Origin of the sequence: Paraflavitalea speifideaquila, from assembly GCF_032395985.1 — a bacterium.
Lineage (GTDB): Bacteria > Bacteroidota > Bacteroidia > Chitinophagales > Chitinophagaceae > Paraflavitalea > Paraflavitalea speifideaquila.
Genome location: NZ_CP135920.1, coordinates 3,803,317 through 3,828,523, shown reverse-complemented (window position 1 = coordinate 3,828,523; position 25,207 = coordinate 3,803,317). Strand labels below are relative to the sequence as shown.

Annotated in this window: 31 protein-coding genes; 6 read left to right on the top strand and 25 right to left on the bottom strand. The window is 45.8% G+C overall.

The window, feature by feature from the left end; genetic code table 11:
- Positions 1–4 precede the first annotated feature (4 nt).
- From RS881_RS25995 to RS881_RS25885, 24 genes are all read right to left on the bottom strand, one after another.
- Complete coding sequence (locus RS881_RS25995) at positions 5–778, bottom strand: TonB-dependent receptor plug domain-containing protein (protein WP_315823758.1); 774 nt, start codon at positions 776–778, stop codon at positions 5–7.
- 56 nt (positions 779–834) lie between these two features.
- Positions 835–1,566 (bottom strand): hypothetical protein, encoded by a 732-nt coding sequence (locus tag RS881_RS25990; RefSeq protein WP_315823757.1) that lies wholly within the window; start codon positions 1,564–1,566, stop codon positions 835–837.
- A 315-nt stretch (positions 1,567–1,881) separates the two neighbouring features.
- On the bottom strand, positions 1,882–3,138 hold the full coding sequence (locus RS881_RS25985; RefSeq protein WP_315823756.1) for an IS4 family transposase: 1,257 nt from the start codon (positions 3,136–3,138) through the stop codon (positions 1,882–1,884).
- Between the two features lie 257 nt (positions 3,139–3,395).
- Entirely contained in the window at positions 3,396–4,652 is a 1,257-nt protein-coding gene (locus tag RS881_RS25980) for a YdcF family protein (protein ID WP_315823755.1), read from the bottom strand.
- Between the two features lie 123 nt (positions 4,653–4,775).
- Positions 4,776–5,735, bottom strand: coding sequence for a S41 family peptidase (locus RS881_RS25975; RefSeq protein ID WP_315823754.1), 960 nt, complete (start codon positions 5,733–5,735; stop codon positions 4,776–4,778).
- Positions 5,720–5,911, bottom strand: a complete 192-nt coding sequence (locus RS881_RS25970) for a hypothetical protein (RefSeq protein WP_315823753.1) — start codon at positions 5,909–5,911, stop codon at positions 5,720–5,722. Before RS881_RS25970 ends, RS881_RS25975 begins: the two co-directional genes overlap by 16 nt.
- A complete protein-coding gene (locus RS881_RS25965) occupies positions 5,908–6,225 on the bottom strand; it encodes a hypothetical protein (protein ID WP_315823752.1) in 318 nt (105 codons plus the stop codon). The genes RS881_RS25970 and RS881_RS25965 overlap by 4 nt, the downstream gene beginning before the upstream one ends.
- Before the next feature lie 348 nt (positions 6,226–6,573).
- Entirely contained in the window at positions 6,574–7,764 is a 1,191-nt protein-coding gene (locus RS881_RS25960; RefSeq protein WP_315823751.1) for a beta-helix domain-containing protein, read from the bottom strand.
- 97 nt (positions 7,765–7,861) lie between these two features.
- Positions 7,862–8,401: a T9SS type A sorting domain-containing protein gene (locus RS881_RS25955; protein WP_315824620.1), complete on the bottom strand. Its 540-nt coding sequence runs from the start codon at positions 8,399–8,401 to the stop codon at positions 7,862–7,864.
- A 224-nt stretch (positions 8,402–8,625) separates the two neighbouring features.
- Positions 8,626–9,315: a hypothetical protein gene (locus RS881_RS25950; RefSeq protein WP_315823750.1), complete on the bottom strand. Its 690-nt coding sequence runs from the start codon at positions 9,313–9,315 to the stop codon at positions 8,626–8,628.
- Positions 9,316–9,407: 92 nt separating this feature from the next.
- A complete protein-coding gene (locus tag RS881_RS25945; protein ID WP_315823749.1) occupies positions 9,408–10,808 on the bottom strand; it encodes a beta-helix domain-containing protein in 1,401 nt (466 codons plus the stop codon).
- Positions 10,809–10,902: 94 nt separating this feature from the next.
- A complete protein-coding gene (gene porV / locus RS881_RS25940; protein ID WP_315824619.1) occupies positions 10,903–11,802 on the bottom strand; it encodes a type IX secretion system outer membrane channel protein PorV in 900 nt (299 codons plus the stop codon).
- 41 nt (positions 11,803–11,843) lie between these two features.
- Positions 11,844–12,014 carry a hypothetical protein gene (locus RS881_RS25935; protein ID WP_315823748.1) on the bottom strand — a complete coding sequence of 57 codons (171 nt, stop codon included), beginning with the start codon at positions 12,012–12,014 and terminating at the stop codon, positions 11,844–11,846.
- Positions 12,015–12,051: 37 nt separating this feature from the next.
- Positions 12,052–13,149, bottom strand: a complete 1,098-nt coding sequence (locus RS881_RS25930; protein ID WP_315823747.1) for an MBG domain-containing protein — start codon at positions 13,147–13,149, stop codon at positions 12,052–12,054.
- Between the two features lie 29 nt (positions 13,150–13,178).
- A complete protein-coding gene (locus RS881_RS25925) occupies positions 13,179–13,373 on the bottom strand; it encodes a hypothetical protein (RefSeq protein ID WP_315823746.1) in 195 nt (64 codons plus the stop codon).
- Positions 13,303–13,515 carry a hypothetical protein gene (locus RS881_RS60010; protein WP_350340178.1) on the bottom strand — a complete coding sequence of 71 codons (213 nt, stop codon included), beginning with the start codon at positions 13,513–13,515 and terminating at the stop codon, positions 13,303–13,305. Before RS881_RS60010 ends, RS881_RS25925 begins: the two co-directional genes overlap by 71 nt.
- 161 nt (positions 13,516–13,676) lie before the next feature.
- Positions 13,677–14,717 (bottom strand): hypothetical protein, encoded by a 1,041-nt coding sequence (locus RS881_RS25920; RefSeq protein WP_315823745.1) that lies wholly within the window; start codon positions 14,715–14,717, stop codon positions 13,677–13,679.
- A 35-nt stretch (positions 14,718–14,752) separates the two neighbouring features.
- Positions 14,753–15,484 (bottom strand): hypothetical protein, encoded by a 732-nt coding sequence (locus RS881_RS25915; RefSeq protein ID WP_315823744.1) that lies wholly within the window; start codon positions 15,482–15,484, stop codon positions 14,753–14,755.
- A gap of 93 nt (positions 15,485–15,577) precedes the next feature.
- On the bottom strand, positions 15,578–15,775 hold the full coding sequence (locus RS881_RS25910) for a hypothetical protein (protein ID WP_315823743.1): 198 nt from the start codon (positions 15,773–15,775) through the stop codon (positions 15,578–15,580).
- Positions 15,775–16,821 carry a TonB-dependent receptor domain-containing protein gene (locus RS881_RS25905; RefSeq protein WP_315823742.1) on the bottom strand — a complete coding sequence of 349 codons (1,047 nt, stop codon included), beginning with the start codon at positions 16,819–16,821 and terminating at the stop codon, positions 15,775–15,777. Before RS881_RS25905 ends, RS881_RS25910 begins: the two co-directional genes overlap by 1 nt.
- A gap of 7 nt (positions 16,822–16,828) precedes the next feature.
- Positions 16,829–18,718: a TonB-dependent receptor gene (locus RS881_RS25900; RefSeq protein ID WP_315823741.1), complete on the bottom strand. Its 1,890-nt coding sequence runs from the start codon at positions 18,716–18,718 to the stop codon at positions 16,829–16,831.
- 54 nt (positions 18,719–18,772) lie between these two features.
- The gene (locus tag RS881_RS25895; protein ID WP_315823740.1) at positions 18,773–18,952 is read right to left on the bottom strand and encodes a hypothetical protein; all 180 of its coding nucleotides are present in this window, start codon (positions 18,950–18,952) and stop codon (positions 18,773–18,775) included.
- On the bottom strand, positions 18,919–19,755 hold the full coding sequence (locus RS881_RS25890; RefSeq protein ID WP_315823739.1) for a FecR family protein: 837 nt from the start codon (positions 19,753–19,755) through the stop codon (positions 18,919–18,921). Before RS881_RS25890 ends, RS881_RS25895 begins: the two co-directional genes overlap by 34 nt.
- A gap of 130 nt (positions 19,756–19,885) precedes the next feature.
- The gene (locus RS881_RS25885) at positions 19,886–20,305 is read right to left on the bottom strand and encodes a sigma-70 family RNA polymerase sigma factor (RefSeq protein WP_315823738.1); all 420 of its coding nucleotides are present in this window, start codon (positions 20,303–20,305) and stop codon (positions 19,886–19,888) included.
- A 333-nt stretch (positions 20,306–20,638) separates the two neighbouring features.
- Here RS881_RS25885 and RS881_RS25880 point away from each other — a divergent pair, with 333 nt between their 5' ends.
- The 4 genes from RS881_RS25880 to RS881_RS25865 all read left to right on the top strand — a co-directional run bounded on the left by RS881_RS25880 (position 20,639) and on the right by RS881_RS25865 (position 23,820).
- Entirely contained in the window at positions 20,639–21,745 is a 1,107-nt protein-coding gene (locus RS881_RS25880) for a calcium:cation antiporter (RefSeq protein ID WP_315823737.1), read from the top strand.
- A 167-nt stretch (positions 21,746–21,912) separates the two neighbouring features.
- Positions 21,913–22,566 (top strand): AraC family transcriptional regulator ligand-binding domain-containing protein, encoded by a 654-nt coding sequence (locus RS881_RS25875; RefSeq protein ID WP_315823736.1) that lies wholly within the window; start codon positions 21,913–21,915, stop codon positions 22,564–22,566.
- The gene (locus tag RS881_RS25870) at positions 22,563–23,180 is read left to right on the top strand and encodes a sensor histidine kinase (protein ID WP_315823735.1); all 618 of its coding nucleotides are present in this window, start codon (positions 22,563–22,565) and stop codon (positions 23,178–23,180) included. Before RS881_RS25875 ends, RS881_RS25870 begins: the two co-directional genes overlap by 4 nt.
- A 4-nt stretch (positions 23,181–23,184) precedes the next feature.
- Positions 23,185–23,820 (top strand): response regulator, encoded by a 636-nt coding sequence (locus RS881_RS25865; protein ID WP_315823734.1) that lies wholly within the window; start codon positions 23,185–23,187, stop codon positions 23,818–23,820.
- A 135-nt stretch (positions 23,821–23,955) separates the two neighbouring features.
- Here the strand turns inward: RS881_RS25865 and RS881_RS25860 are convergent, their stop codons facing one another.
- On the bottom strand, positions 23,956–24,222 hold the full coding sequence (locus RS881_RS25860; protein WP_315823733.1) for a hypothetical protein: 267 nt from the start codon (positions 24,220–24,222) through the stop codon (positions 23,956–23,958).
- Between the two features lie 92 nt (positions 24,223–24,314).
- Here RS881_RS25860 and RS881_RS25855 point away from each other — a divergent pair, with 92 nt between their 5' ends.
- A complete protein-coding gene (locus tag RS881_RS25855; protein ID WP_315823732.1) occupies positions 24,315–24,698 on the top strand; it encodes a DUF6597 domain-containing transcriptional factor in 384 nt (127 codons plus the stop codon).
- On the top strand, positions 24,692–25,129 hold the full coding sequence (locus RS881_RS25850; protein ID WP_315823731.1) for a helix-turn-helix domain-containing protein: 438 nt from the start codon (positions 24,692–24,694) through the stop codon (positions 25,127–25,129). Before RS881_RS25855 ends, RS881_RS25850 begins: the two co-directional genes overlap by 7 nt.
- Positions 25,130–25,207 lie beyond the last annotated feature (78 nt).

The following is a 25,207-nucleotide window of genomic DNA, read 5'->3' as shown; positions in this document are numbered from 1 at the left end:
AGCACTACCCCACCGGCAGCCGGGAACCATAGATGGCAGCCGAAGCCGCATCCTTCAATATTTCAATAGACTCAATATCATCCGGGTTGATGAAAATATCATTACCTGCCGTAGCCGGGTTATACCCACCTGTGCCATTACCACCGTTACCAGGACCCGAACTCACATTGCCACCTACCGGGTAGCCATCCACCACATACAGGGGTTCAGAGCTGGCATTGATAGAGCCAATACCCCGCACCCGGATCTTGGTGCCCGAATAAGGAGCACCACTTACCTGCGATACCTGTACCCCTGCCACCTTACCTACCAGGGCCTGGCTCAACGTAGGTGTACTAAGGTTCAATTCCTTCGATTTTACACTGGAAACAGCACCCGTCAGATCACTCTTACGCAAACGCTGGTAACCGATGGATACTTCTTCCAACATCCTGGCCTCTTCCTTCAGTTTTATGTGTACCACCGTTTTATCTCCTACCGCAATTTCCTGCGCACCATAACCCGAAAAAGTGATCACCAGTGTTTCACCGGCTGCAACTGCCAGCGAAAATTTTCCGTTGACATCGGCCACCGTCGACTTACCCGACTGCTTAACCACTATACTGGCGCCCGCTAAAGGTTCATTACCATCCGAACTCACCGTACCCGTTATAACGCCTGTTTGCGCCCGGACCGGCAAACTGATCATGATGAAAAGCGTCATCATCAAAAACAATAGCTTTGGGATCATCCCTTTACCACTGGATAAAGGAATGGCATGTGCAAATTTCTTTTGCATTAGTTATTTTTGGAATAAGAAAATGAAATCCGAGACAGCAATCGTGTAGAAATGTTTTACCACCCCACTTCCATCAAATTGGCATTGTTCCTTCGTGATGAACTTACTGCAATACCCTTCTGTATATCATTGAGCAACGTGAACCCTTCCAACTCATCGGGCCGTTCATTGATATCTATTACTTTGATCACCTGTTCCGTTCCTGCCGCCAGCGACTTTTCAAGATCAAGAAAAGTGAAGCGCCATTTCCTGCCTTCTACCTGGTTCTGGATCAGCACCAGCATATTCTTGTCCTTTACAAAGTGCAGGTTTTGTACCCAGGGCGAGCAGGTAAACTTTTTTACCAGGATGCCTTTTTCTGATGTTTTCTTCGCCTTTTGTAACAAGGCAGCATCATACAACCTCACTTCATTGTTTTTACCGCCATAGTCAGCAGTGGCTACATACCATTTGCCTCTGTACTGTACATACTCGGGGCGCGTACCCTGTATGCAGGCATCGTCTTCTATTGTATTCAGCAGGTTGCCATCCAGCGTACCCGTACGCAGCAACCCTTCCCAATTCACACAATAGATCATCGCTTTCCACAAAGTGCCTTCCGGGTTCAGGCGAATACTATTACCAATAAAGGTGGGCTGTTTTGCTCGCCAGGCGATGCCCGTAGGGTGATTGATCACATCCGTATCATGTTGGGTAAGTTTGTATTCCTTGTTTACATACACCAGCGAATCATGGTCCATTTTATATTCCCTGATCATACCCACTTCCCGGTCGCCATACAGGAACAATCGCCCCTTTGCCAGGATACTCCCTGACAGGCGCCCAGTGAATCCACCGACCAGGTGCTACTGATCTGCATATTCACGTCCCTGCGAGGAGCTGCCATTGCAGTGAAAAAACAGGCAATAAGAAAGGTTAGTATTTTCATTATTGAAGTATTAGGTCGGCAATCGTGAATCAATGTCGTTTAGTTAGCTACAATTGTTTGTAATTCATAGCAGGAGGTTTCTTGGTGCGTTTTTTTCTGGGCGCTTTTCTTTTGGGCCGGATGATTTCGGTCGTTACCCTTAATATTTTATCAAAGGCTGCTAATGCAGGCCTGATCATCTTTTCAATGAATAATTTATGGGCAATTTCCTGACCATAGCCAGGGCATTGGTGCGATTTATTTTATGAGGATGTTTTCTTCTACCCTGCGCTTGTTCTTGCTTTAGCTTTTCCTCCAGTGGGAAGGCTAACACTGCCATCATAGACATCATGAATACCTTGGCATAAAAGTCCTGTTTGACTGCAATGGCAGTTTTGCCAGAGAAAGATTCAAATTGAAGCCGGCATTTGTACAGTTTATAACCTTCCTCAATATTCCATCGATAATTATATAATTCCCCAAAGTTCTCGTATGGAAGTTTTTGATTATCCAGTACAGATGTACAAAGCACTTCCCGGCTTCCATCTGGCAATTCTATCACTACTAATCGGCATCTTATTTCCCGGTCATTGGTGTTATATTGACTGAGCAGGTCATTATGATTTGCTGGTAATTTAAATGTGACTTCTTTATCCTTTTCCCCTTCATGTAACATCTTCCTCACCTCCAGCCACCAATCATCCCGCATTCGAATACAATAATCGATGCCCTTCATCTTTAACTCAAAAAGCAACGCCAAGCTCGGATATCCTCTGTCCATGATCAGCAGATCTTTTCCTGATTCTACCTGCCCTAAATGTTTGCGGGCCAGTTTTGTTTCTGGTACATCATAGCGATCTATACAGGCATCCAATGTGGTAAAGTTTAATACATCATACAGCATCGATATCCTCGCTACACTTTGGGGTGAGGATGCCTGTGGGCCAAAATTGGTAATGCCGAACTCCTCCGTTACTGTTTTATGTTTAGGCAATACTATAGTACTGCCATCTATGCTCAACAATCGCCATCCTCGCCAGGTCAGGTAAGGCGCGTTTTTATAGAAGGATCTGATGCCAACCTGATTCAACTCAATAAATGCCTCAGGTTTTAACTTCACCCGTGCTTGGCTAAAAGCACCCTTGGTTACATGTTGTATACTAAAATCCTTTGATTTGATCTTCTGGTAGAAGCTATTGAGTTCCCGTTGTATAGAGCGGCTTAGTCCTTGCGTAAGTAATGTTATTAGATCTATGAAGTGTAATTTTCGTTTACGGGAAAATCCATTTCCGCCGTCTTTCGAACGGCTTCTTTCAACAAATTTCTCATCTTCTATGGTTTGAATTACGTCATCAATACAATTTTCCCGAAAATCGATTAAAGGAGTTGGATCGTTTAAACAGCCCCTATAATCTATATCCCAAAATAACGCCCACAATTGAATTACAACCAATTGTCAAAGAACTTTTAATTTATTGCATTTCGAATGCTTCGAGCATTAACTAAACGACATTGAATCGTGAATCATGAATTTATTCGACACAAACGCATTTGCCGGCTCCCGATTCAATGTCGTTTAGTTCAACTCGTCGCTCCTTTAAGGTAAGTCACGCTGCCGCCCGGCAGATGCAGCGCTGCAGCGTGGCCACCTTTGTAACTGGCTATAGTTTTCTTACCTAAACGATTTTGACACAAGATTCCCAATTGTCCTCAAGGGTCCATCGGTTCTGTAGGATCTATATGCAAGGCCTCCAGCAGTGGGTAAAATACTGCTTCTGTTTCGCTCAACCGTTCACCCGGTTTATAGGGTACCGCATCCAGCTCACGTTTACATCTTTCTACCAGGCTGCCGGTGATCCAGGCGCTTTGACCTCTTTCCGTAGCAGTAAGGGCAGGTTTATTCATAGGGAACCCATACCGGTACATCAACCTTACCGCATTACGCATGTTGGTAGTGGTATGCCTGGCATGAGGCTCCATGATTATGGCATTTTCCGGCACCTGCAGTTTGTTGATCAGAAAGCGCTTCATCTCTTCTGCCTCATTGTATTTCGTTTTATAGGGATGTACTTTCCCACCCGATACCATGATAAACGGGGCGAGTCCCTTGAAATATTGTATAGCGGCCAGCCGGCAACGCAGCATACCGCCCGCACTCAATGGTACAGCCGGATCATCGGGCCCCGCGCCGGGTACCAGGATCAGCGAGTATTTAAAAGTATTCCAGGGCAGCGTTTTAATACGTTGATAAGCGGCTTTATTTACCGTACTTTCCATGGGTTCATAATCCGCCGCCTGGTCTCTTTCATTCAACTCAATGAATTGCAGCGAAGCCGTGAGTGACAGGTGGAAGAACAAGTGGGTATTGGCACACTCCTGTCCCACTACATAAGCAGGCGAATACAACATGCTGCCATAGCGCGGATGGTTTACATTAAAACTAATGGAATCAATGAGTGGGTAATTGGCTTTCTTTCCTTCGGCATACACCCCAATGGCAAAATTGATGCCCATAGCATCCTGTTCCCAGGCTTTGCGGAGTAATACAGCCGGACTTTCGTTGTGGAAAAGAATATAAGTGCCGGAGGGTACCAGGTGTAGCTTTACCAGCTTGCCCAGCGCATTATTATCCTCGTATAAGGCCGTTAAGCGTTCCCCGGCCAGTTGGATCTCCTGATCCGACAATTTCAGGGCCTCCGTATAACAGCCTGCATTATTATTACAGGTCTTTAAGGCATTGCTAAGGTCCGCGAGTTTACGCTGCGCCATATTGCTTAGCGCTGTATCCGATTCTATCAGTTTTCGTGCGCCTTTATCTTCCAATAACAAAGTAAGCAGGTAATAATTCTTTGACCGTACAACATTTTTTCCCGTTACCAGTTTATAACGTGGATCAGGCCCAGCCTGTTGGGCAAAGAGATGACAGGCCATGAGCACCATGGCAGTAGTGAGAAGTACCTTAACCATTAATCAGAGTTTGCTATTGGACCGCAAAACTCCTGTGTACAGGTTAACAGAATATCACCCCTATATTACCGCATTGTTACGATTATCATAAAATCACGATACACTTTTGTCAATTGAGTCGTTTCACCTCAATGCCCATAGCGGCGGCACCGGCCGATTGATATTGTTCTTTAATATCACGGAAGGGATATACCTTATTGCGCAAGGGGTAATTCCTACCACCGTACTGCCATAGATCAATTCCAGTGCTTTGTCAACCGAAGCATCACCAGGATAACCCATTTCCTGTAAGGGTAGACTGCTAAATTCATTGATCGTATGATCGGGTTCCAGTCCATTGCTGTAATCACCTTTGTTGTTGGCGTCAAAAACTTTATAGATAGTAGGCATCATGATCCAGTCTACTTTCCGGGGATTGCGTTTGTCTTCAATAGCAAAAGAAGCTTCATCCTTTCCGAAGGTCCTGGTACCAATGCGTATGGCCTGCATATAAGGTTTAATATTATTGCACAATAGCTCTGCGGCCGAAATGGTAGCATTGGAAGTAAGTATGAATACCCTGTTAAGCCGCAGGTTAAGCCCCTGCAATTCATTCATATCCTTGCCACTATTACTGGAAGAAAATGAAATGGCCCGCCTGAAACTTTGGTTTACCGTACCGCCATGCCGGTTGCCTTTAAATACAATAAAGGTTTGGTCGGGATTAAAAGAAGGCACCAGCACCGCCGCCAGTTTGGCGGCTGAAGCTACACTGCCACCGGGATTAAAACGCAGGTCTAAAATGAGTTCCTGGATACCCGCTGCTTTAAACTTCTGAATGCGATCTATTAGTTGGTTATCGTACCCTTCCACACACTGAAAATAGGCCAGGTGCCCCGTACGTACACCATTCTTCTCAAACACATGCGAAGCATAAATGCTTTTAGGAGGCACCATCCCCGGGTTGATCGTTACCTGTGATGAATCAACCAATGCCGTTCCCTGGCTATTCAATACCGCCAGTTGAAGCACCGCCGACTCTTTCGTATTTAATATTTCAATTACCCGATTCATATTGGCCTGGGTAATCAGGGCTCCCTCCACTTTGGTAAAGAAAAACCTCTTTTCAATCCTATGATATTGGCATCACTGCCCGGAATAACCATCGTAATAATGCCCACCAGTTGTTGGGAATTGAACGGGTGCGTGATCAGCGAATAATGAAACCCGAATATATCAGCTGTAAAACCAGTAGGACCAATGTCTTTCCGGTTGCTCACCCAGGAAAACCTGTCTTTGGTCGACAGTAATTGCTTAAAAAGGTTTCCGTAGGGAGCGAATAATCAGGGGAGCCCTTTATTTCATCACTCCAGTAATAATAAAATGTCAGGCTGTCGTAGATCCATTTATTATCAATACCCAGGGGCGTGGTAGGCTCAAAGGGAAGCGTCTTTTTGCTACAAAACAGGTTTTGACTGGATACCACTGCTAATAAGATGATATACAGCCATATCCGCAAACCATAAGGTCGGTAGCCCGTATGAGGAAGTAGTACCTTGCTTACATAACGCCTAAGTCCATCGTGCCAGCTCAAAAGGCCATAACAACGCTGTTTTAAGGAATTTTTATTTTTTCGTTACCTTTTGAGATGTAGCTTTGTATTGGAATTAAACAATTACAAAGACATCAGGGTAGCCGTTTGCGCGGTTGCCCTTTTGCATTTTAAGAAGGGTACGGAATCATTCACCTGTCTATTTCGTCCAGCCGGCAAGCCAGTTAGCCCCTACACCACTTCCTGCAAAGGCGCCACGGTAAGAAACAGTTGTGAAAGTAAAGTTGTTACCGGTAGGCAGTAAGGGAGCTGTGAAATTGTCGGCGCTTCCCAGTGCCGGAGAACCTATATCCGGCCTGAAATCAGGATTCGGGTGGGCAAAGGGATTCTTTAGCTTAACATAGGAGTTGGCATTTGTTGCACTGGATTGACAGCAAATATTGGAAGGAGGCAAACCACCAGGTATAAAACAGGTAACAAAATAACAGACCAGGTTAGATTGAATATTATTGACAAACTGGTAAATATTGGGATTGCCCCCATATTTATACCAGTGAGGAAACCCATCGTAATAGAATTACGCAACATATAATTGGAATTCCTGCGTAAAAGAGCAGCATTCAACAGCCCTTTCTGCCTGGCTACAATACTGTCTTGCACACCAACAACGGTTAAATTGCTAAGGATTGCCATTGTTTGTGGAGTATCAGCAGAACCAGTGCTATCATTATCACTTTCAATACCATTAGGATTCGTCGAATATAAGGCATTACTATTTAATACTGAAACAGCAAACTGTATCCGGCCTTTGTAACCCAAGTCAAAATCGAATGCATCATCATAAGGCTGATAGGCATATAAGTGTTTAGCATTCACCGCGCCACCAAAGAACTCAAAAGCATCATCCCCTCCTTTAAATACCTGGATAAAATCCAAAACCGTAGCATTACCTACACCTCCACAGGTTAATCCATTCAGCTCGTTATCAAGACCAATAGCCGCACCGGCATATTCAATACGTACAAATACCAATGAACCTGAATTATCAGCATTATCAGTTCCACCATACCTGATATCAACGCCAGGAGGCACAAGACCTGTAGGAATACCCTCAATAACTGGATTGTTCTTATTGACAGGTGCTTTACCCAGCAACACAATACCACCCCAATCACCGGCTTGAGGAGCAATTTCGTTGGAAGTAAAGGCTATAGGGCAGGTCTGCGTTCCATTGGCTATGATCTTACCACCACGGGTAACTACAATAGCAGAAGCTTCTGCAGGAGTACCTTTCTTAATGGCTTTGATAGTTGTACCGGCATCAATGGTTAAAGTAGCACCACTGTTTATATAATACTTGCCATCCAGTATATAAGTGGTATTACAGGTAAGCGTTCTGCTAGTGGTCAATACCCCTCTCAATGTATCTGTTCCGGTACTCACACAGGATGTACAATTAGGAGTCGTGGTAGCGTTGGTGCCCCGGTCTTCAAATTTATCATTAAAACCCCTCTTACAGGCGATGAAGGTAATGACTCCAACCGCAATGGAGGCAATACTGATTGCATATATCTTTTTCACAGTAAATAAGGTTAATTGGTTAACAATACCAGGTTAAACAACAATTACCTGTGAATCAAACTCCACAGGTAATTGAGTAATTACATAGGACGATATGTTATTGCTTCACAAATGACTTACTTTGACGTTTGCCATTTACACTATACACCACGAAATAATTACCAGGCAATAATTGACGCACATTTACCGTAGTCTGAACAGCACCGGGTGTCACATTTTGTGATACCAGCCTTCTGCCATCCATACCTACTACCTGAACCGCAGCACCGGCTTCAGCTTGCGGGTGTTTTACCAGCAACTGATCGCGCACGGGGTTCGGGTAAGCACTGATCTTTATTACGCCATCTACTTTCAGCACTTCACTAATCGTTTTGGCGCCATCTTTACTCGTCATCACCACCCGGTAGTGTATAGCCGTCTCTTCACGTGTATCATTCAGTTCATAGAATTGTTTGTTTACACCCTTTCTGATCGTACGTACAGGTGTAAATGTTTTACCACCATTGGTTGATCTCTCAATCTGGTACTCTACCGCATCTTCTTCGGCAGGCGAACCCCACTGCAGCGTGATCAGCTCGTCCGAAGCTGATTCACCCAACCAGAAATTGATGCCCAATACCCTGCCACCATCAATCACCAATACATTGTCAAGGCCACCGGTAGGATTCCGGGTGTCAATAAGCGTATTGTTTACAGATGGCCAGCGGAAACCAATGGTCAGCGGGTGCCAGGATTCAATAACAGGGTAAGGATAATAAGACCTTTTGAAAGCGCCATCTGTCAGGCCAAACTGCTCAATACGCCTGATACCATTGGGCAGCGTGTTGGGAATGATGGTGCCAAAGGTTTTGTCGATACCGTTTACACTGTCGGCATAAAAGGAGCATACCCATTAGCCAGGGTATTGGCAGTGCCATCACTTTCCATGAAAGTGCCGGCTACCGGCCTGCCCGATGCTTCAAAATTGTCATACAGGAATACAAACTGCTTAGCCGCTCCTTTATTGAGCGGCGTAGCCCGTAAACCTGTACCACTGATCGCATCTGTACCGAAGTTAATTACCGTTACAGGGCTGGGAGCAGTAAGGCGGTGAGCAATAAAAGCGCCGCCAATGCCATCATTCAGGATCAAACGGAAATAGATAATACCTGTAGTTTCAAATACAGCAGCCACATTGGGCTCTGTAATAAACCAACCGGTATAAGAACCAGTGGCGTTGGTAGTAAATTCACCATAGCTACCAGGCGTAGCCAGGGAAGGTACTGCAGAACGAACGAAATTGCCAGAATCCTTTACCAGGATATAATTGCCTTCGCCCTGTGTGAGTGGATCAGTAGGATCATACACAAAGCGATTGTAATACCGGTAAGTAGTGTTGGGGGTAAGACCGCTTACCGTCATACGACAGGCAAATGGCACCCGGCGTTCATCTTCAAAATTGAACGAACCCACACCCTGGATGTATTTGGGAAAGTATACTTCAGTAATGGTTTGCGCCATCGATACCGAGCACACCAAAGAGAGAATCAATACTATAAAATTAGCTCTCATAAATTAAGTTTGACATTAAATGGATGATATGGCACCCGAACTGTAAAAATTACCTGTTTCACAGTCTGTTCAATCAACCAATGATCAGTACCTTATTTCGTCCAACCGGCAATCCAGTTAGCACCTACACCACTACCAGCGAAGGCGCCACGGTAGGTAACAGTAGTGAAAGTGAAGTTGTTACCAGTAGGCAATAACGGACTTGTTGTAAAGTCAGCAGAAGCCAGGGCAGGAGAACCAGTGTCGGGTCTGAAATCAGGATTCGGATGTACCCATGGGTTCTTTAATTTAATGCTACCATTGGTAGACAAGGAGCGATAGAAAGCGTTGGTAGTTGACCATCCACCAGCAGTTAATGCAGTATCCACAAAACCATGCACCAGGTTAAAACGGAAATTAGCTTTATCAGCTTGTGTACCTGCAGATTGCAGATTTACGCCTGTTGGGAAACCCATAAAGATTGAGTTACGCACCTCAAAGCTGCTATTCCTGCGGAAAAGCGCGCCGTTCAGTAAACCCCTTTGACGGGCTATAGTACTATCGGTATTTCCACTATTACCACCAAATCCAATAACTGTCATATTAGAAATGATAGCTTTTGTACGTGGGGAATCAACAGAACCGGTAGCATCATTATCGCTTTCGATACCATTAGGGTTGGCTGAATAGATAGCAGTATCTTTCAATACCGATACCGCAAACTGGATCCTTCCGGCAAATCCGAAGTCGAAATCGAATGCATCATCATCGGGCTCATAAGCATACAGGTGCTTGGCATTTACCGTACCACCAAAGAATTCAAAAGCATCATCGTTGCCTTTAAATACCTGGATGAAGTCCAGCGTAGTACCATTACCTACGCCACCGCAGGTTAAACCATTCAGTTCATTATCAGTAGCAATGGCCTGGCCTGCATATTCAATACGAACATACACCAGTGAACCTGAATTGTCAGTATCATCAGTACCACCATAATGAACATCAACACCAACGGGAACAGAAGGAAGGTCAATACCTTCAATAGTTGGGTTGGCGGCATTTTTATTGGTGGTAGCTTTACCCAGCAATACAATACCACCCCAGTCGCCAGGAGCAGGATTGGCTTCGTTAGAAGTGAAAGCTACAGGGCAGGTTTGTGTACCATTGGCAATGATCTTACCACCACGGGTAACCACAATAGCAGATGATTCTGCAGGTGTACCTTTCTTGATAGCCTTGATGGTTGTACCGGCATCAATGGTCAACTGAGCACCATTGTTTACATAATACTTGCCATCCAGGATGTAAGTAGTGTTACAGGTAAGCGTTCTGTTACCATTTAATACACCTCTCAGCGTATCAGTACCAGTGCTCACACAAGAAGTACAGTTGGGAGTAGTGGTTGCAGTTGTACCACGATCTTCAAATTTGTCATTAAAGCTTCTCTTACAGGCAATGAAGGTTATTGCACCAATAGCAATGGTAGCAACACCGAAAAAGATTTTCTTTTTCATAGTAAATAAGAAATTTTGGAATTAAACAATTAAAAAAACAATTACAGAAAATATGAAACAGGTAATTTCTTATGGTTTAATGGTTAATACGGTCTCACTTCAATCCAAACAACAATCCAAACCGTACCGTATTGGTCAAAGGATTTCTATTGATCTTATTACCCGTAGGTACCAGGTATGAGAAATTGATCGTAGCAAAACTAAAATGGACACCTGCACCCGCAGTAATATTCTGCCAGTTGCCCGATTCATAGGTTTTACTATTGTATCCCAACCGAAGATGCAACTGATCATTATAAGTATATTCCATACCAAAGCCAAACTGCCAGGCTTTATTGCCAAAAGAATCGAACCAGCTTCCTGTCACCCCTTTATCGCGGTACGCTTTCATTCCTTCTCCATTATCCGGCAATTCAGGGACCAACAATTTATTTATGTCCACGCCAAATGTCATCTTATTGTTATCATCCCAGGCCTCCGTATAAGCCGCACCGATACCCAGGTTGGCAGGCAGAAAATCTTTTTCATCGGCATTATCCGTATACCCTATTTTACCTCCCAGGTTCGATAAAGAGAGGCCGGCAGTCCATCCCACTTTTTTTTCATTCAGTCCATTGTAGAAAATGGAAAGATCTCCTGCCACCGTATTGCCGGCCTTGTAACTAACGCCATTCATATTGCCCGTTGCCAGGTTGGAGTAGATATACCGGATGGCCGCAGCAATACCCAGTTTATTCGACAGCTTCCTGGAATAACCAAGATCAAAAGCCCATTCCCGGGGACGGGCTGTTTGCAGTTTATTGCCATTATAATCTACCAGCGTAAGATCACCCATGCTGAAATACCGTAAGGAGGCCGACAATGCCTGGTTTTCATCCAGCTTATGATAACCCGCCAGGGTGGCCAGGTATACATCATCTGCAATTTCCTTCAGCCAGGGTGTATACGTAGCACCAATACCTGTTTTGCCTTCAGCAAAAGGCGTTTTGGCCAGGTTATAAAAACCACTGTTGGCATCCGCACTTAAGCCAATCCCTACATCCCCATCCCACCGCTACGTGCATCTGGTGATATACGCAGGAAGGGTACCGCTGTGGTAGTAATATTGATGCTGTTATTATTGCCTTCCTGTGCCTGCAGGCTCAATCCTATACCGATCAATAAGAACAAGAAAATAATTTGCTTTGATTTATAGTTCTGTTGCATTGCCTGAATAATTTAAAATTGAAGGGGTATCTTTTAATTACCGGATAGCTACTTTGGTTTTCAATAAGAAACCAGGACCAGCTACCCGTACATGATAAACACCCGCTACCACATTACCGGTTGAAAGCTGATAAGTATTGGCCCCTTTATTAAGCGTTACATTTACCTGTAGCATACGTGTACCATATTGATCAAATAGCTGAATGGCAGCCTTGCCTGCTTCTACCGAGTAAATATTCACCTGCAATTTGCCCGGGCTGCTGATATAAGCGCCAATATGATCCTGCGAGGCGCCTTGCGGTGGTAATACCGTAAGCGTACCATTCAATTGAGCAATATTGTAGTTGGAAGAAACTGCCCCCGTAACAGTGATCGTATACCTGCCTGCCAGAGAACCGGCATTGGCTACCGTACTAACCACTGGTGACGTTGTAAGCCGGCTGGCATCATCGCCGTTCACAAAACCATTATAAAGTAATACCAATGGAGGATTGCCCTGACCTTCCATTTTGGAAGTGTCTTTGGCTTGTATCACCAGGTTTACTTTCTGTACCGTCAGCGTTCGTACCACATCCGGGGCAGGTGCATTGAATGCATTACCAGCCTGCGAAGCCGTAATAGTAGCATTGCCTGCTCCTACGATGCGGATGTTGCCATTCTCAATAACAGCTACCGAGGTATTATTGCTGGCATAGCTTACCGGTAATCCCGAACTGGCCGTACCACCTAAACCGAAAGCCGCATCTCCATATTTCTTTACCGGCAAGGCATCAAAAGTGATCGTCTGGGCAGGCAGGGGTGTAACAGTCAAATTGCCATTAACATAAGTCAACGTATAATTGGCTGCGGCTGCCCCGGTTACTGTAATGGCATAATCGCCCGTTGGTGAAGCAGGCGTAGCCAACGTACTGATAACAGGCTGTGTGGTGAATACTGTATTGGTCTCATTATTTACAAATCCTGTGTAGCTGATCGTCAGGGCCGGATTGGCTTGTCCCACCAGCCTTGTTTTATTATCCGCCCTGATCGTCAGGGGCGCTTTGTTAACCGTCAGCAATTGAGTAACATCAGAGGCCGGCTCGTAGTTGGCGTCGCCGGCATGAGCCGCTGTAATAGTAGTCGTACCCACACCCACAATATGTATTTTTCCGGCCACAATGGTAGCTACCCCAAATTACTGCTGGTATAAGTAATGGGCAGTCCCGAAGTAATGGTGGCGCCGGGACCATAATCAGCTTCCCCGTATGTTTTCGCCGCCAGCGGGTCGAAACGAATAGTCTGTTGTTGTTTATTGGAAGTAACCGTTAAAGTGCCGGGTACATAAGCCATATTGTAATTGCCTGCAGTGCCGCCACCCACTGTAATTGGATAAGTGCCGGCCGGCGATGTAGCCGTAGCCGTAGTACCTGCCAGGGGCAGGCTGCTTTAGGTCACCCGCATCATCCCCATTCACAAAACCAGTATAACTAATGGTGAATACAGGAAGCGGGTCATTCTGCACTTTTACCTTATCATCGGCAGTAATCGTCAGGTTGGCCTTATTGACAGTAAGCGTTTGTATAACCGGCGTTGCAGCACCAAAATCAGCATTGCCGGCCTGGGAGGCTGTAATATCTGTAGTACCCGCCCCTACTATATGTATTTGTCCGCTTACAATCGTAGCTACAGCTCCATTGCTGCTGCTATACGAAACGTCAAACCCGAACTGGCAGTGGCGCCAGCAGGGTAATCAATATCCCCATAAGTCTTGGCCGCCAGGGTACCAAAGCTAATCGTCTGCGGTTGCTGAACAGCAGCTCCCAAGGTTACAACAGCACCATCCAGTACGATCACATCACCCAGGCCGCCCGTTGCGTTGGCCGTCCCTACCGTACCTCCTCCGCTTTTGGCCCAAAAACCATCAGTAGAAGTTTTACTGCCAATTTCACTTCCATCTGCCAAACCATATTGCACTATCTTTTGAATACCGCCGCCCAGGTTATTGGGAATGATAACACCCCAGGCTTTGTCAACCCCATTTACATGATTGGCATAAAAATCAGCATAGTAATTGGCCAGGCTATTATCCGTTCCATCACTTTCTATAAAGGTGCCGGCAACCGGGCGGCTACCAACTGTCGTATTATCGTATAATAGCACAAAGTTCTTTCCTACACCTCCCGCAGCAGTCGTACTGCGCAAGGCTGTACCACCCGAAGCATCACTGCTAAAATTGATCACATGCACCGTATTATCGCTGGTAAGGCGGGTTACTACATTGGTACCGTTATTCCCATCATTGAGGTTAAGCCGGAAGAAAATGTCGACCCCTGTCTCAAAATAAAAACTTACCGAAGGTTCTACCACAAACCAGCCTTCATAACTGCCCGTTCCATCCGTAGTCAATTCACCATACCTATTGGCTATTGAAAAGGAAGGGAGCGCAATCCGCACAAAATCACCACTGGGCCGGGCAATGATACAAGTACCTTCGGTTGAAATATCGCCGGCCTCACCTGTAAAACCATGGTAATACCGGTAGGTTTTATTAGGTTGAAGGCCACTTACCTTCATGCGGCACGCAAAGGGAACCCTGCGTTCGTCGCTAACATCAAAAGTACCCGCCCCTTGTATTGTTTGGGGAAAATATACCTCCGTAATTGTTTGTCCAAAGGAAGATCCTGCCAGTAATAGACCCAAAAGCAGTGCGTAAACGTATCGCATGTATTGCATTTTTATGCTGGTTATAGATAGAATTATTAGTATAATTTTTCCTTGCTGAGATTCTTTATACAGGTGCCACAACTGGAGGAACCCGCAAACTGGTAGATCGAAAAGTCGGTATTCATATCCGTAAAAGCTCCTATGGAGGTAGTAGCCACCAATTTCTCTGGCAACGAGGTAGTATAAAATTTCAATTGTACTTCATTACCTGTACTCTTACACTCAAAATAACGGGAGAAAGCGCCTTTCGCTAACTGGAAATTGTCCGTAACTACATAGCTATTACCCACCTTATTTTCTACCACCACTTTTACCAGGTCGGGTAATAGATCATAAGTATAAATGACCGATATTTTACCACTACCCGCAGCAGGCGCAGGTTCATTGACCGGAGGTCCCAGCCATCTCACCGGCGCGCCGGCAGCCGGTTGATAAAAAGTAACCGCATTTACATAACCAGGCTTGTAAGTGATGATCGTATCGGCAACTACCTGCCTTGAAAAATTATCTATAAGATTGATCCGATGCCTGGGATCAAAGTATTGAACAGAAAAAGTGTATCGGTCTGTACTGGGAGCAGTAGCCTGCCCTGACAGAATAACCTCGTTGGATCTTATCGTTAAAAAGGACTGATCAACTGTCATTAGTTTGATGGAAAGCACCGTAAATACAGCTTCAGCTACTGGTTGCTCATTCTTGGAACATCCGGTTAGCAACAACAGGCATATCAAAACTGCCTGCAGGGAAAAAAACTTCAAAGCATTCATATTCTTATTGCTTGTATACAGGCAATGAAGCCTGTGAGGTTTGTTATTAATTCAATTTCCAGGTGGCACTGATGCTGAAATTGCTCCCACGTTTCACCTTATAATTAATAAGGTCCGTTTCTCATTGAACCCATCTCCCTTGGGATCATTATTGGGTTTATTTGAAGTAATGATACCCTGGCTCACATCCGTATTGGAATAAATAATAAAAGGCTGATTAAGTATATCTCCCATATTGATCCGGATCTCTACCTTTTGCTTCATGATACGGGTACTCAGTTGAATATCCACTACATCGCGGGTATGCTCATATTGAATAAGCTCTGGAATAGTCCCCCATTCACGATTCTCCGGCCAATCTTATTATACCCGATATTAAAACCCCAGGTCTTACTTTGGTAATTGAGTCCGGCATTAATAATATAGGGCGACAAGCCCTGGATGGGTCGCTTGGCATCTGCCACATAATTGGTATCCTTCTGCGTAACAGGGCTGGTAGTAACCAGGTATTTGATCTCACCTTGCAGGTGCGTATAGTTGGCACTAATGATAAACCGCTGTAACCAGCTGCTTCCAGGATTCAGAAAAGCCAGCGATTTGCGCACATCAATTTCAAATCCCCTCGCTGTTGCCTGGTATAGATTGCGGTATTCTACCTTATTCGTAGTGGGCCCAATTTCATAAAACCGTTCAACCGGGTTAGAGAAGTCTTTATAGAAAAGAGATGCAGATAGTATTTCATCTCCGGAAGGATAATATTCAAAACGCAGGTCATAGTTTTTGATCCGCGATACTTCCAGACCCTTTTGACCAAATACCTCGGCCAGCTCTGTAAAATCGTAATACAGGTAGGGAGACCTTTCCACAAAATCTGGCCGCGCCAGGGTTTTACTATACGCCAACCGGATATTCACTTTATCCGTAAGACTATAGATCAGGTTTACAGAGGGCAGCCAATCCTTTTCATGGTAGGTAGTATCATCAAATTTCGGGAGACCCGTGGTATAATTGTAGAACGTGGTGGAAAGCGTCATCGAATTGTCCTCATGCCGCACCCCACCTGTTAATCTTAGATCCTTTAAGGGTTTCAGGTCAACCATGATATAGGCGGCCTGCAATTTTTGCGTACCCTCATAATTATCTCCGGCACTTTGTCCCCTCGTAGAAGTGGGGTGATAGAATAAATGCCCCTTGGCAAATGCCTCCTGTGTGGTGATCTGGTAATAAGGCGCTCCTTGCATCGATTCAGCATAATCACTTCCGGTACTCACGATCCTGAAATTGGCGCCGGCAAAGTTGGCTTCCCTTTCAGACCAGGCATACCCCAACTTCAGCAATTGCTTTTCATGGAGTACTGTAAAGGCAGCGAAAAATTACCCCGGCATTTTTCCTGTTCTCTTTAAGCAATGAAGAATAAACACCGCCCAGCGTTAACAGAACATCACTGAAATTGTAAACATATTTTCCTGCAGAATTAAGTCCCTCTTCCTGCCTGGCAGTAATGAAACGCGTATCTGGCTGGTCGCGCTGCAACCTGATATAGTCACCGAACCAATCCACTTTCATGCCTTTCGCCGTGATCCGGTGCTCTCCCTCCAGGCGGGTTTGCCACAATTGGTTATCCAACGTCACTTCTCCTGTACGACGGGCATTCCAGCCAGATGCCGCATAATTACCTGTACGCCAGTCCAGTTGATTACTGTAGCGCTTATTATAGAGGTTTTTCCAGGCTATGCGATGGCCCACGGTTTTATAGGCCACATTCAATAAACCGCCAATAGTAGTATTGTACCGGTAGCGCTCACTATCAAATTCGTATTGACTGATGATCTTGGCAATGCCTTCCTCCTTAAATTGTTCATTCAGGTATGTCAAAGCTGCTACAAAACCCAGGGAACTTTTACTGAATCTTTTATTCATGCCGCCTGCTAATTGAACATTGCGGCTGGGCTGGTAAGCGTAGCGGTGAAACTGCCAGCGATTGGGTATCTGTCCGCCAATATTAAACAAGGCTGCCGAATTGCCCTCCTTACGGTATTGCAGGTATTGCACAGGGTCCATCAACCTTCCCTCACCAAACCACTTACGGTTTTTATCCACGATACCCAGTGCCGCCTTTTCATCACGCTTATAACCAACCATCTCCTGGTTCATACTGGCCGTATTGAAACCCGTACCCAGGCTCACACTCAAAAAATTTTCCGCCGGCACATCCTTGGTATTGATCTGTACCATACCTCCTGTAAACTCACTCGGCAGGTCGGGCGTAGCCGTTTTGTTCACCACGATATTATCTACCAGTTGACTGGGCACAATATCAAAACTAAAATTGCGACGGTTAGGTTCCGTACTCGGTAAAGAAGCTCCGTTGATCAATACATTATTGTAACGATCACTAACTCCACGGATCGTTACAAACTTATCATTCTGTACCGTGATACCGCTCACCCGTTTTAGCACCTGTCCCGTATTATTATCAGGCGTTACCCGGATCTGCTCTGCACTGATCCCATTCGTCATATTCGCATTATTCTTCTGCGCCATCAACAACGACCTGGTCGATTCCCTGCGCGCACCACCGGTTACTACTACTGCATCCAGTTGCCGCGCATCACTTTGAGACAATGTCACACTAAGGTCCGTCACCTCACCTTCTTTCACCACTACTTCAGTGATCTTACGTGATTGATAACCAATAAAAGACACCAGTATAGTATAAGTGCCTGGAGCAACCGCCACCGTATAATCGCCCGATACAGAACTGGTGATCCCTTTTTCTATGCCTTGTACCGTAATACTTACTCCGGGCATCGTTTCATTCTTATCATTGCGGATAACCCCTGTTATCTTTCCAGGCTTTGCACCTGTTGCAGCAGGTGGAACTACAGGCAGCGCTGTAACCCGTACCGCTATTATCTTTCCAGATACCTGGCATACCAGGCCCGCCTGTGTACTCAACAGGTCCAGCGCTTTGCCTAAGGCTATATTATCATGATTAAAAGCAGCAATACTAATTTTATCTAACTGCGTTTGTGTGTAAGAAAAATCATAGGCGCTTTGCCGGTCCAACTCCTGTAGTATCTTTAAGGCAGTGGTATTCCTAAGTTTAATACTTACCTTTTCAGTAAGTCCGGAGAGTTGTGCATGCGTAAATAAGCTAAACAATAGAAACAATGGGGTACAGCACAGCCATCGCATTGCTACGCGGCCGCGTAAACGGTTAGTTAAGGTCATATCAAACATCCTTGTATTTTATATTAGATCCGGAAAAACGACTTCCTGTATCAGCTAAGTGGTGATCATTACCTTGCCTTCTTTGATCTTAAATTCCAATCCATGTACAAACAACATATTGCGGAGGATCGATTGCCAGTCATTACCCGTAAAAATGGCTGTGATCCGTTTATTGTATATTAACTTTTTGTCGTACTCCATCACCAGGTTAAACCGGCTGCCAATGCGCTCCAATGCTTCTTCAAGGGTACTTCATTAAACACCAGCGCCCCGGTTGTCCACGCACTGATATTACCAACAGCCACAGGCATCAATTCCCACTCCCTGGTTTCACGTGAATAGCGGATCATTTGATCGGGATGCAGGATCGCCGTATCAGAGGTCGCCTTGTTTTCCAGTGCAATCTTTCCATGCACCAGCGACACCCTGATCTCCGACTCCTGTTGATACGCTTCAATATTAAATGCCGTACCCAGCACACGCGTATGCAGTTGGCCCGTTTCTACAATAAAAGGCCTCGTGGCATCTTTGGCCACTTCAAAGAAACCTTCTCCCGAAAGTTTCACATACCGTTCTGTTTGATTGTATTGTTGATCGTCAAACTCCAGCCGGGAGTTCCTGTTAAGCCATACGATCGTGCCATCCGGCATCGTAACCTTGCGTACTACATTACGATCATTTTCAATGACTGATAAAGTGCTGGCAGTCTGAGCTACAGCAGTACCCTGCCTGCTTTTGAGATACCATATTAAGATACCTGAGCTAAAAGTGAGTACAATGGCCGCCGCTGCCGCATACCGGCGCAGCAAACGGATTCTCTTTATTGCAACAACCGGCACACCCTTAATTTGCAGCATCAACTGTTGATGCATGCGGGCTTTTACTTCCGCCAGCCACTCAGGTGATAAGGTTTCACCCCCATCAGTCAGATCAAGCTCTGCAATCCATTTCCTGAATAAGCGTATTTCGTCCTGCGTACAGTCGCCATTTTTCAGGCGCTGCATGAATGCTTCAATCGATTGTCTGGAGCGCTGCATGTACTAGTAGTAACATGCGGCCAAAAAGTACCAGACCTTTTGTATTACCAAAATGTTAAGAGCATCAGACAATAGGATACACGCTTGAAAGCTACCCGCAATCGCTTGGAAGCCAGGTGCAATTGGTTTTTTACCGTTTGTTTTGACAACAACAATTCCCCGCGATCTGGTCAATGGATTGCTCCTGGTATACATTACGTATAAATATATCCCGCATCTTGCCGGGCATATCAGTAATGGCTACCGAAAACGCCTCATCTATCGATTCCCATTTTTGCTTTTCTTCTTCTGTAAAATGGTATTCATTAGGGTTGGCCTGTTGCACCAAAAAAGCTTCAAAGCTCTTATAATGCTTTTCCTGCAATCCTTTGGAACGGAAATAATTAAATACTTTATGGTATAAAGATGCCACCAGGTAGGAACGGACGGCATCCGGCGGGGGCAGCAGATGAAAGTTTTTCCAGATATCGGCTAAAAGATCATGCACCAGGTCATAAGCATCTTCTGCCGACCCGGTCTTTTGCAGGCCAGCCTGAACAGAAATTCCCAATAAGCATGGTACAGCTTATTAAAGGCCGCCTCCTTTTCATTTTGGATAGGTAACTGGTGGTTCATAACCGGTACCAGCAAATGTATATGCTAATTTCCCGAAAAGCCCCCTTTACCCTGTTATCAAAATATGAAGAGGGTAACCATTCCCCACGGCACAGGAATAAATCAATGATGAATGCAAACAATTGAATAGAGATATATAAATAATATACCAACATTGCCCAATAATCATTATCTTTCAATCGGTTACAAACCCTATCCGGCACAGGTCCCTGCTTTGCATTTTTAGCCCTCAAACCTATCCCATTTCAAAATTAATAATCACCATTGCATGGCTCAGCACAAATATTTGCATCCCCGGTTGAAGATCGCACTGCCTTTGTGGACCCTTATTACCCCCGTCATAGGACTGGCACTTATATTATTCATACCCGCTATGCATCATGGCGCTTATGATCTGTTGATGGGTATATCCCTGATCTCCGTCGTATTAAGCGCTGTACACCATGCCGAAGTAATAGCTCATAAAGTAGGCGAACCTTATGGCACCCTCATACTGGCCCTCGCCATTACCATTATAGAAGTATCCCTCATCGTTACCATCATGCTCAGCGAAGGTACCGGCGGTTCTACCCTGGCCCGTGATACCGTATTTGCAGCCATCATGCTCATCCTAACCGGCATCATTGGCGCCTGCCTCCTGCTGGGTGGATACCGTCATAAAGAGCAATTGTTTGTAAAACAAGGCGTCAGCGCTTCACTGGTAGCCCTTACCACCATTGCCATCCTCACCCTTGTATTGCCCAATTTTACCACTACCATACCCGGCCCGTTCTACTCTACCAGCCAGCTCATTTTTGTAGCCATCGTATCACTCGTTTTATACCTGGGTTTCGTAATGGTGCAGGCCGTGCGCCATCGTGGCTATTTCCTGCCCAAGGAAGCGCCCGACACCGATGAGACCACTTCCGAACCGCCTTCCATGCTCACCACCATCACCAGCCTGGTATTTCTGCTCATCTCCCTTACCGTGGTGGTGGTCCTTTCCAAGATACAATCGCCCGTTATAGAATCCATCGTCCTCCGCCTGGGCGCTCCCAAGAGCCTCGTTGGCGTTATTATCGCTTTTGTGATCCTGTTACCCGAAGGGTTGGCTGCCCTGCGCGCTGCTCATCGCAACCAGCTACAAACAAGCCTCAACCTGGCCCTGGGCTCAGCCCTGGCCAGCATCGGCCTCACCATACCTGCCGTAGCCGTCGTAAGCTATTTCACCGGCTTTACCATCACATTGGGCATCGACAGTAAGTCCATCCTGCTCCTGGTGCTCTCCCTGTTTACCATTACCATTTCCTTTAGTGGAGGCCGCACCAATATCCTGCAGGGTATTGTATTGCTCGTCATACTGGCCACCTACCTGTTCACTACCATTGTGCCGTAAAACCACCTTTTACAGGAACGGGGCATTCCCTATAACCCAATGGGTTATTTTTGCCCCATATTTGCAGGCTGCACAATGAACCACGACATACATACCAACGCTGTTACCACCGAGTCCATCAGGGTGGTCCTGTTTTATTATGAAAACTGGGGTACGATGCAGCTCTTTTGTTGCAGGAAGGCGGCATTAGTCCCGATACCCTGTCCATAGACCGCCACCCCATCAGCATGGCCGCATTCAGTCATTTTTTTACCACTGCCTGCCGCCTTTCCGGCGATCCCCGCCTGGGCCTCCATATTGGCAATATCTCCAACCTCGATGCCATGGGCATCATTGGTCAGCTATACCGCTACAGCAGGAACATGATCGAAGGCACCCGCCTCATCACCCGCTACCTGCCTTTAATGCATACCGTATTTACTTATGAGCTCCAGGAAGGTGATGAGCAGGTCCAGATCATCCTTACTCCCGGATTCACCTCGCCCGAAGCAGCCTTTGCCTCCCGTCAACTAATCGAACTGGCCATGGCCTTTACCCGCCACGGTATCCAGGATGGTACACAAAGCAATATCAACCCCGCGGCTGTATCCTTTACCTGGCCTTTGACTACTGCCGAAAAGGAGCATGATGAAACCATTTTTCAATGCCCCGTATTGGACAACCAGGAACAAAATACGCTGCTGTACGATCGGAAAACAATAGACATACCCCATGTATTTCATGATTCCACCTTGCTAAAAGCCCTCGAAGCCAGCGCCAATGCAGGTCTCCAGTTTTCACCCTGGAGCAGCGATGACCTGCAAAAGCGCTGCTCATCATGAATGCCGAAGAAAAAGAACGCAGCCGCATTGCCCGTAACCTCCATGATGGTATCTGTGGTACCCTGGCTGCCGTGAAAATGCACCTAAGCGTTGTGCAGGCACAATACCCTTTCCGCGAATCGGCCGACTTCTGCCAGGCATTATCCCTGCTGGACCAGGTATCCAATGAGGTGCGTAAAACCGCCCATAGCCTTATGCCAGAAGTATTGCAGAATTATGGATTGGATGAAGCCCTGAAACGCTACTGCCAAAACCTGGCCCCCTGCTGCACCGCCAGGATCAACTATTTCCGCTCAGGTACACCCCTGCGTTTTGAAGGCGGTTTTGAGCTGGCTGCTTATCGCATTGCACAGGAACTGATGCACAATGCCATCCGCCATGCACAGGCCCGGCAGGTACTGGTACAGCTTAACCTCGATGAAGACCTGGTGCTGACCATCGAAGATGATGGCATCGGTTTTAAACAAGAACAACTAAGCCCCGGATCAGGGCTCGATAACCTCCGGCAACACGTAAACAGCCTGGGCGGTGCTATTCACTGGGAAAGCAATGAATCAGCAGGCACTGCCGTAACCATTACCTTTCCCGAACAACACCTACCTTATAAAAATTAGCTGAATGGGATTGACCATTGCCATCACCGACGATCACCTGCTGGTTATAAATGGCCTGAGGTCCATGTTAAAACAACTGCCCGAACTGGAATTGCTTTTTGCCTGCATCAACGGCAATGACCTGTTGCAGGAAATGGAAAAAGCGCAGCCCGATGTACTATTACTCGATATCCAATTGCCCGATATTCCCGGCACCGAACTATGCCGGCGCGTAACCAAACAATACCCCGATGTAAAAGTGATTGCATTGACCAGCCACGATGATGCCAATTACGTAAAACAGATACTGCGCAATGGGGCATCAGGCTACCTGCTGAAGAATACCGACCTCCCCACCCTCCATAAAGCCATCCTCACCGTATATGAAGGCGGCAGGTTTGTGGATGAACAGATACAAAAGAACCTGCTGCACGAAGCCATCACCGGGCAACGATTAAGCAATAATGATATTCCACTGACCAAACGCGAAAAAGAAATACTCACCCTGATCGCCGGAGAATTGAGCAACCAGGAAATTGCCGATAAATTGTTTATCAGCCTGCGTACAGCCGAAAACCACCGGTTTAATATTGCGAAGAAACTGGATGCCAAGAATACCGCCAGCCTCGTTAAAGAAGCCATCCGGAGAGGATTGATCTGATAGCCGCAGAGATCAGCATTCGAGCCGGCAGTAGCAGTATAATTTTATACAAAAAGCAGAACGAAAAACTACCCCATAGCCTCCAATGGCTACCTGGTCAGTTTTCCGTTCTGAAAAGCAGTTAGTAAATCGGTCTTATTTGGGTATCATGCGGAACTTGGCCGAGAGATACAGCGTAAGCGTCACGATATTCAACAAAAACGTAGCCAAACCACAGGCAAGCATGAGCTGCTTACCCTCCATCCAGCCAAAGATGGTCCAACAAAGCGTGGCCGGCATCATCAGTACCAATATCCCTACAGAGAGATAACGGGCTTTTCTTCTTTTCAGTAATCTGATCGATTGAAATAATAACAGGCTGCTAACAAGCGAATTGGCAAAAATAGCTACCAGGGTGTCCATTGATATTAGATTTTAGGGGTATAGATAAGCAGTTTAATAGGTTTTACGCGTATCAGATTTTTGTAATTTCATAGTCAGCACCATTCACCGCCATGAAATACCAGCAATTACCACCACCGGATTTCCTGAAAGACTATGTCCAATCATTTTGGACATTGGAAGTACCTGCCGATAGTGCAGCACCACAGTCCTTCCGCACTTTTGTCGACGGTAATCCAGGGCTCATTTTCCAACAGGTAGAACAAGGATCATTATACCAGTTCGAGAAAGAATTGCCAGACCTCTTTTTGTATGGTCAGGCTACCACCCATGCCCAGCTCAACGCAACAGGCAAACTAAGTATGGTAGGCGTTTTCCTTCGTCCCAATGCCTTGAAAGCCGTATTTGGTCTCAATGCCGGCATCCTTACCGATACCTGCATGGATGCCAGTACCCTGGCAAAGGGAAAACCATTTCACTTCCGGAACAATTGCTGAATACAAGAACTACTACAGCGCAAATTGAATTACTGTCTGACTGGATTAAGGTTCAGGCTGATAAGAACCATGCGCTAAAGGACGACATCATGAAATATGCCGTTTCCGTTATTGCACGGTCTAAAGGGAACGTAGCTTTGAAAGGGTTACAGATTGAGTTACAACTATCCGAAAGAAGCTTTGAACGTAAATTCAAAGAATATATTGGGATCTCTCCTAAATTATTTTCCAGGATATGTCGTTTTCAGGCTTCACTCCAACAATTAAGAAATAACGACTTCTCCAAACTCTCCGACATCGCTTTTGAAAATGACTACTCCGATCAATCACACTTCATCCGGGCTTTCAAGGAGTTTGCCGGCTTCTCCCCTTTTCAATACCAAAGATCATCGTCAGAGGTAGTTGATAATCTCGCCACATTACTAAAATGATTAAACCGTGCTTTTTATTGTAAGCCGGTTAAAAAAGACCCCAGGGTTAGCTGGGGTCAGGTATTTTACCGATACAAA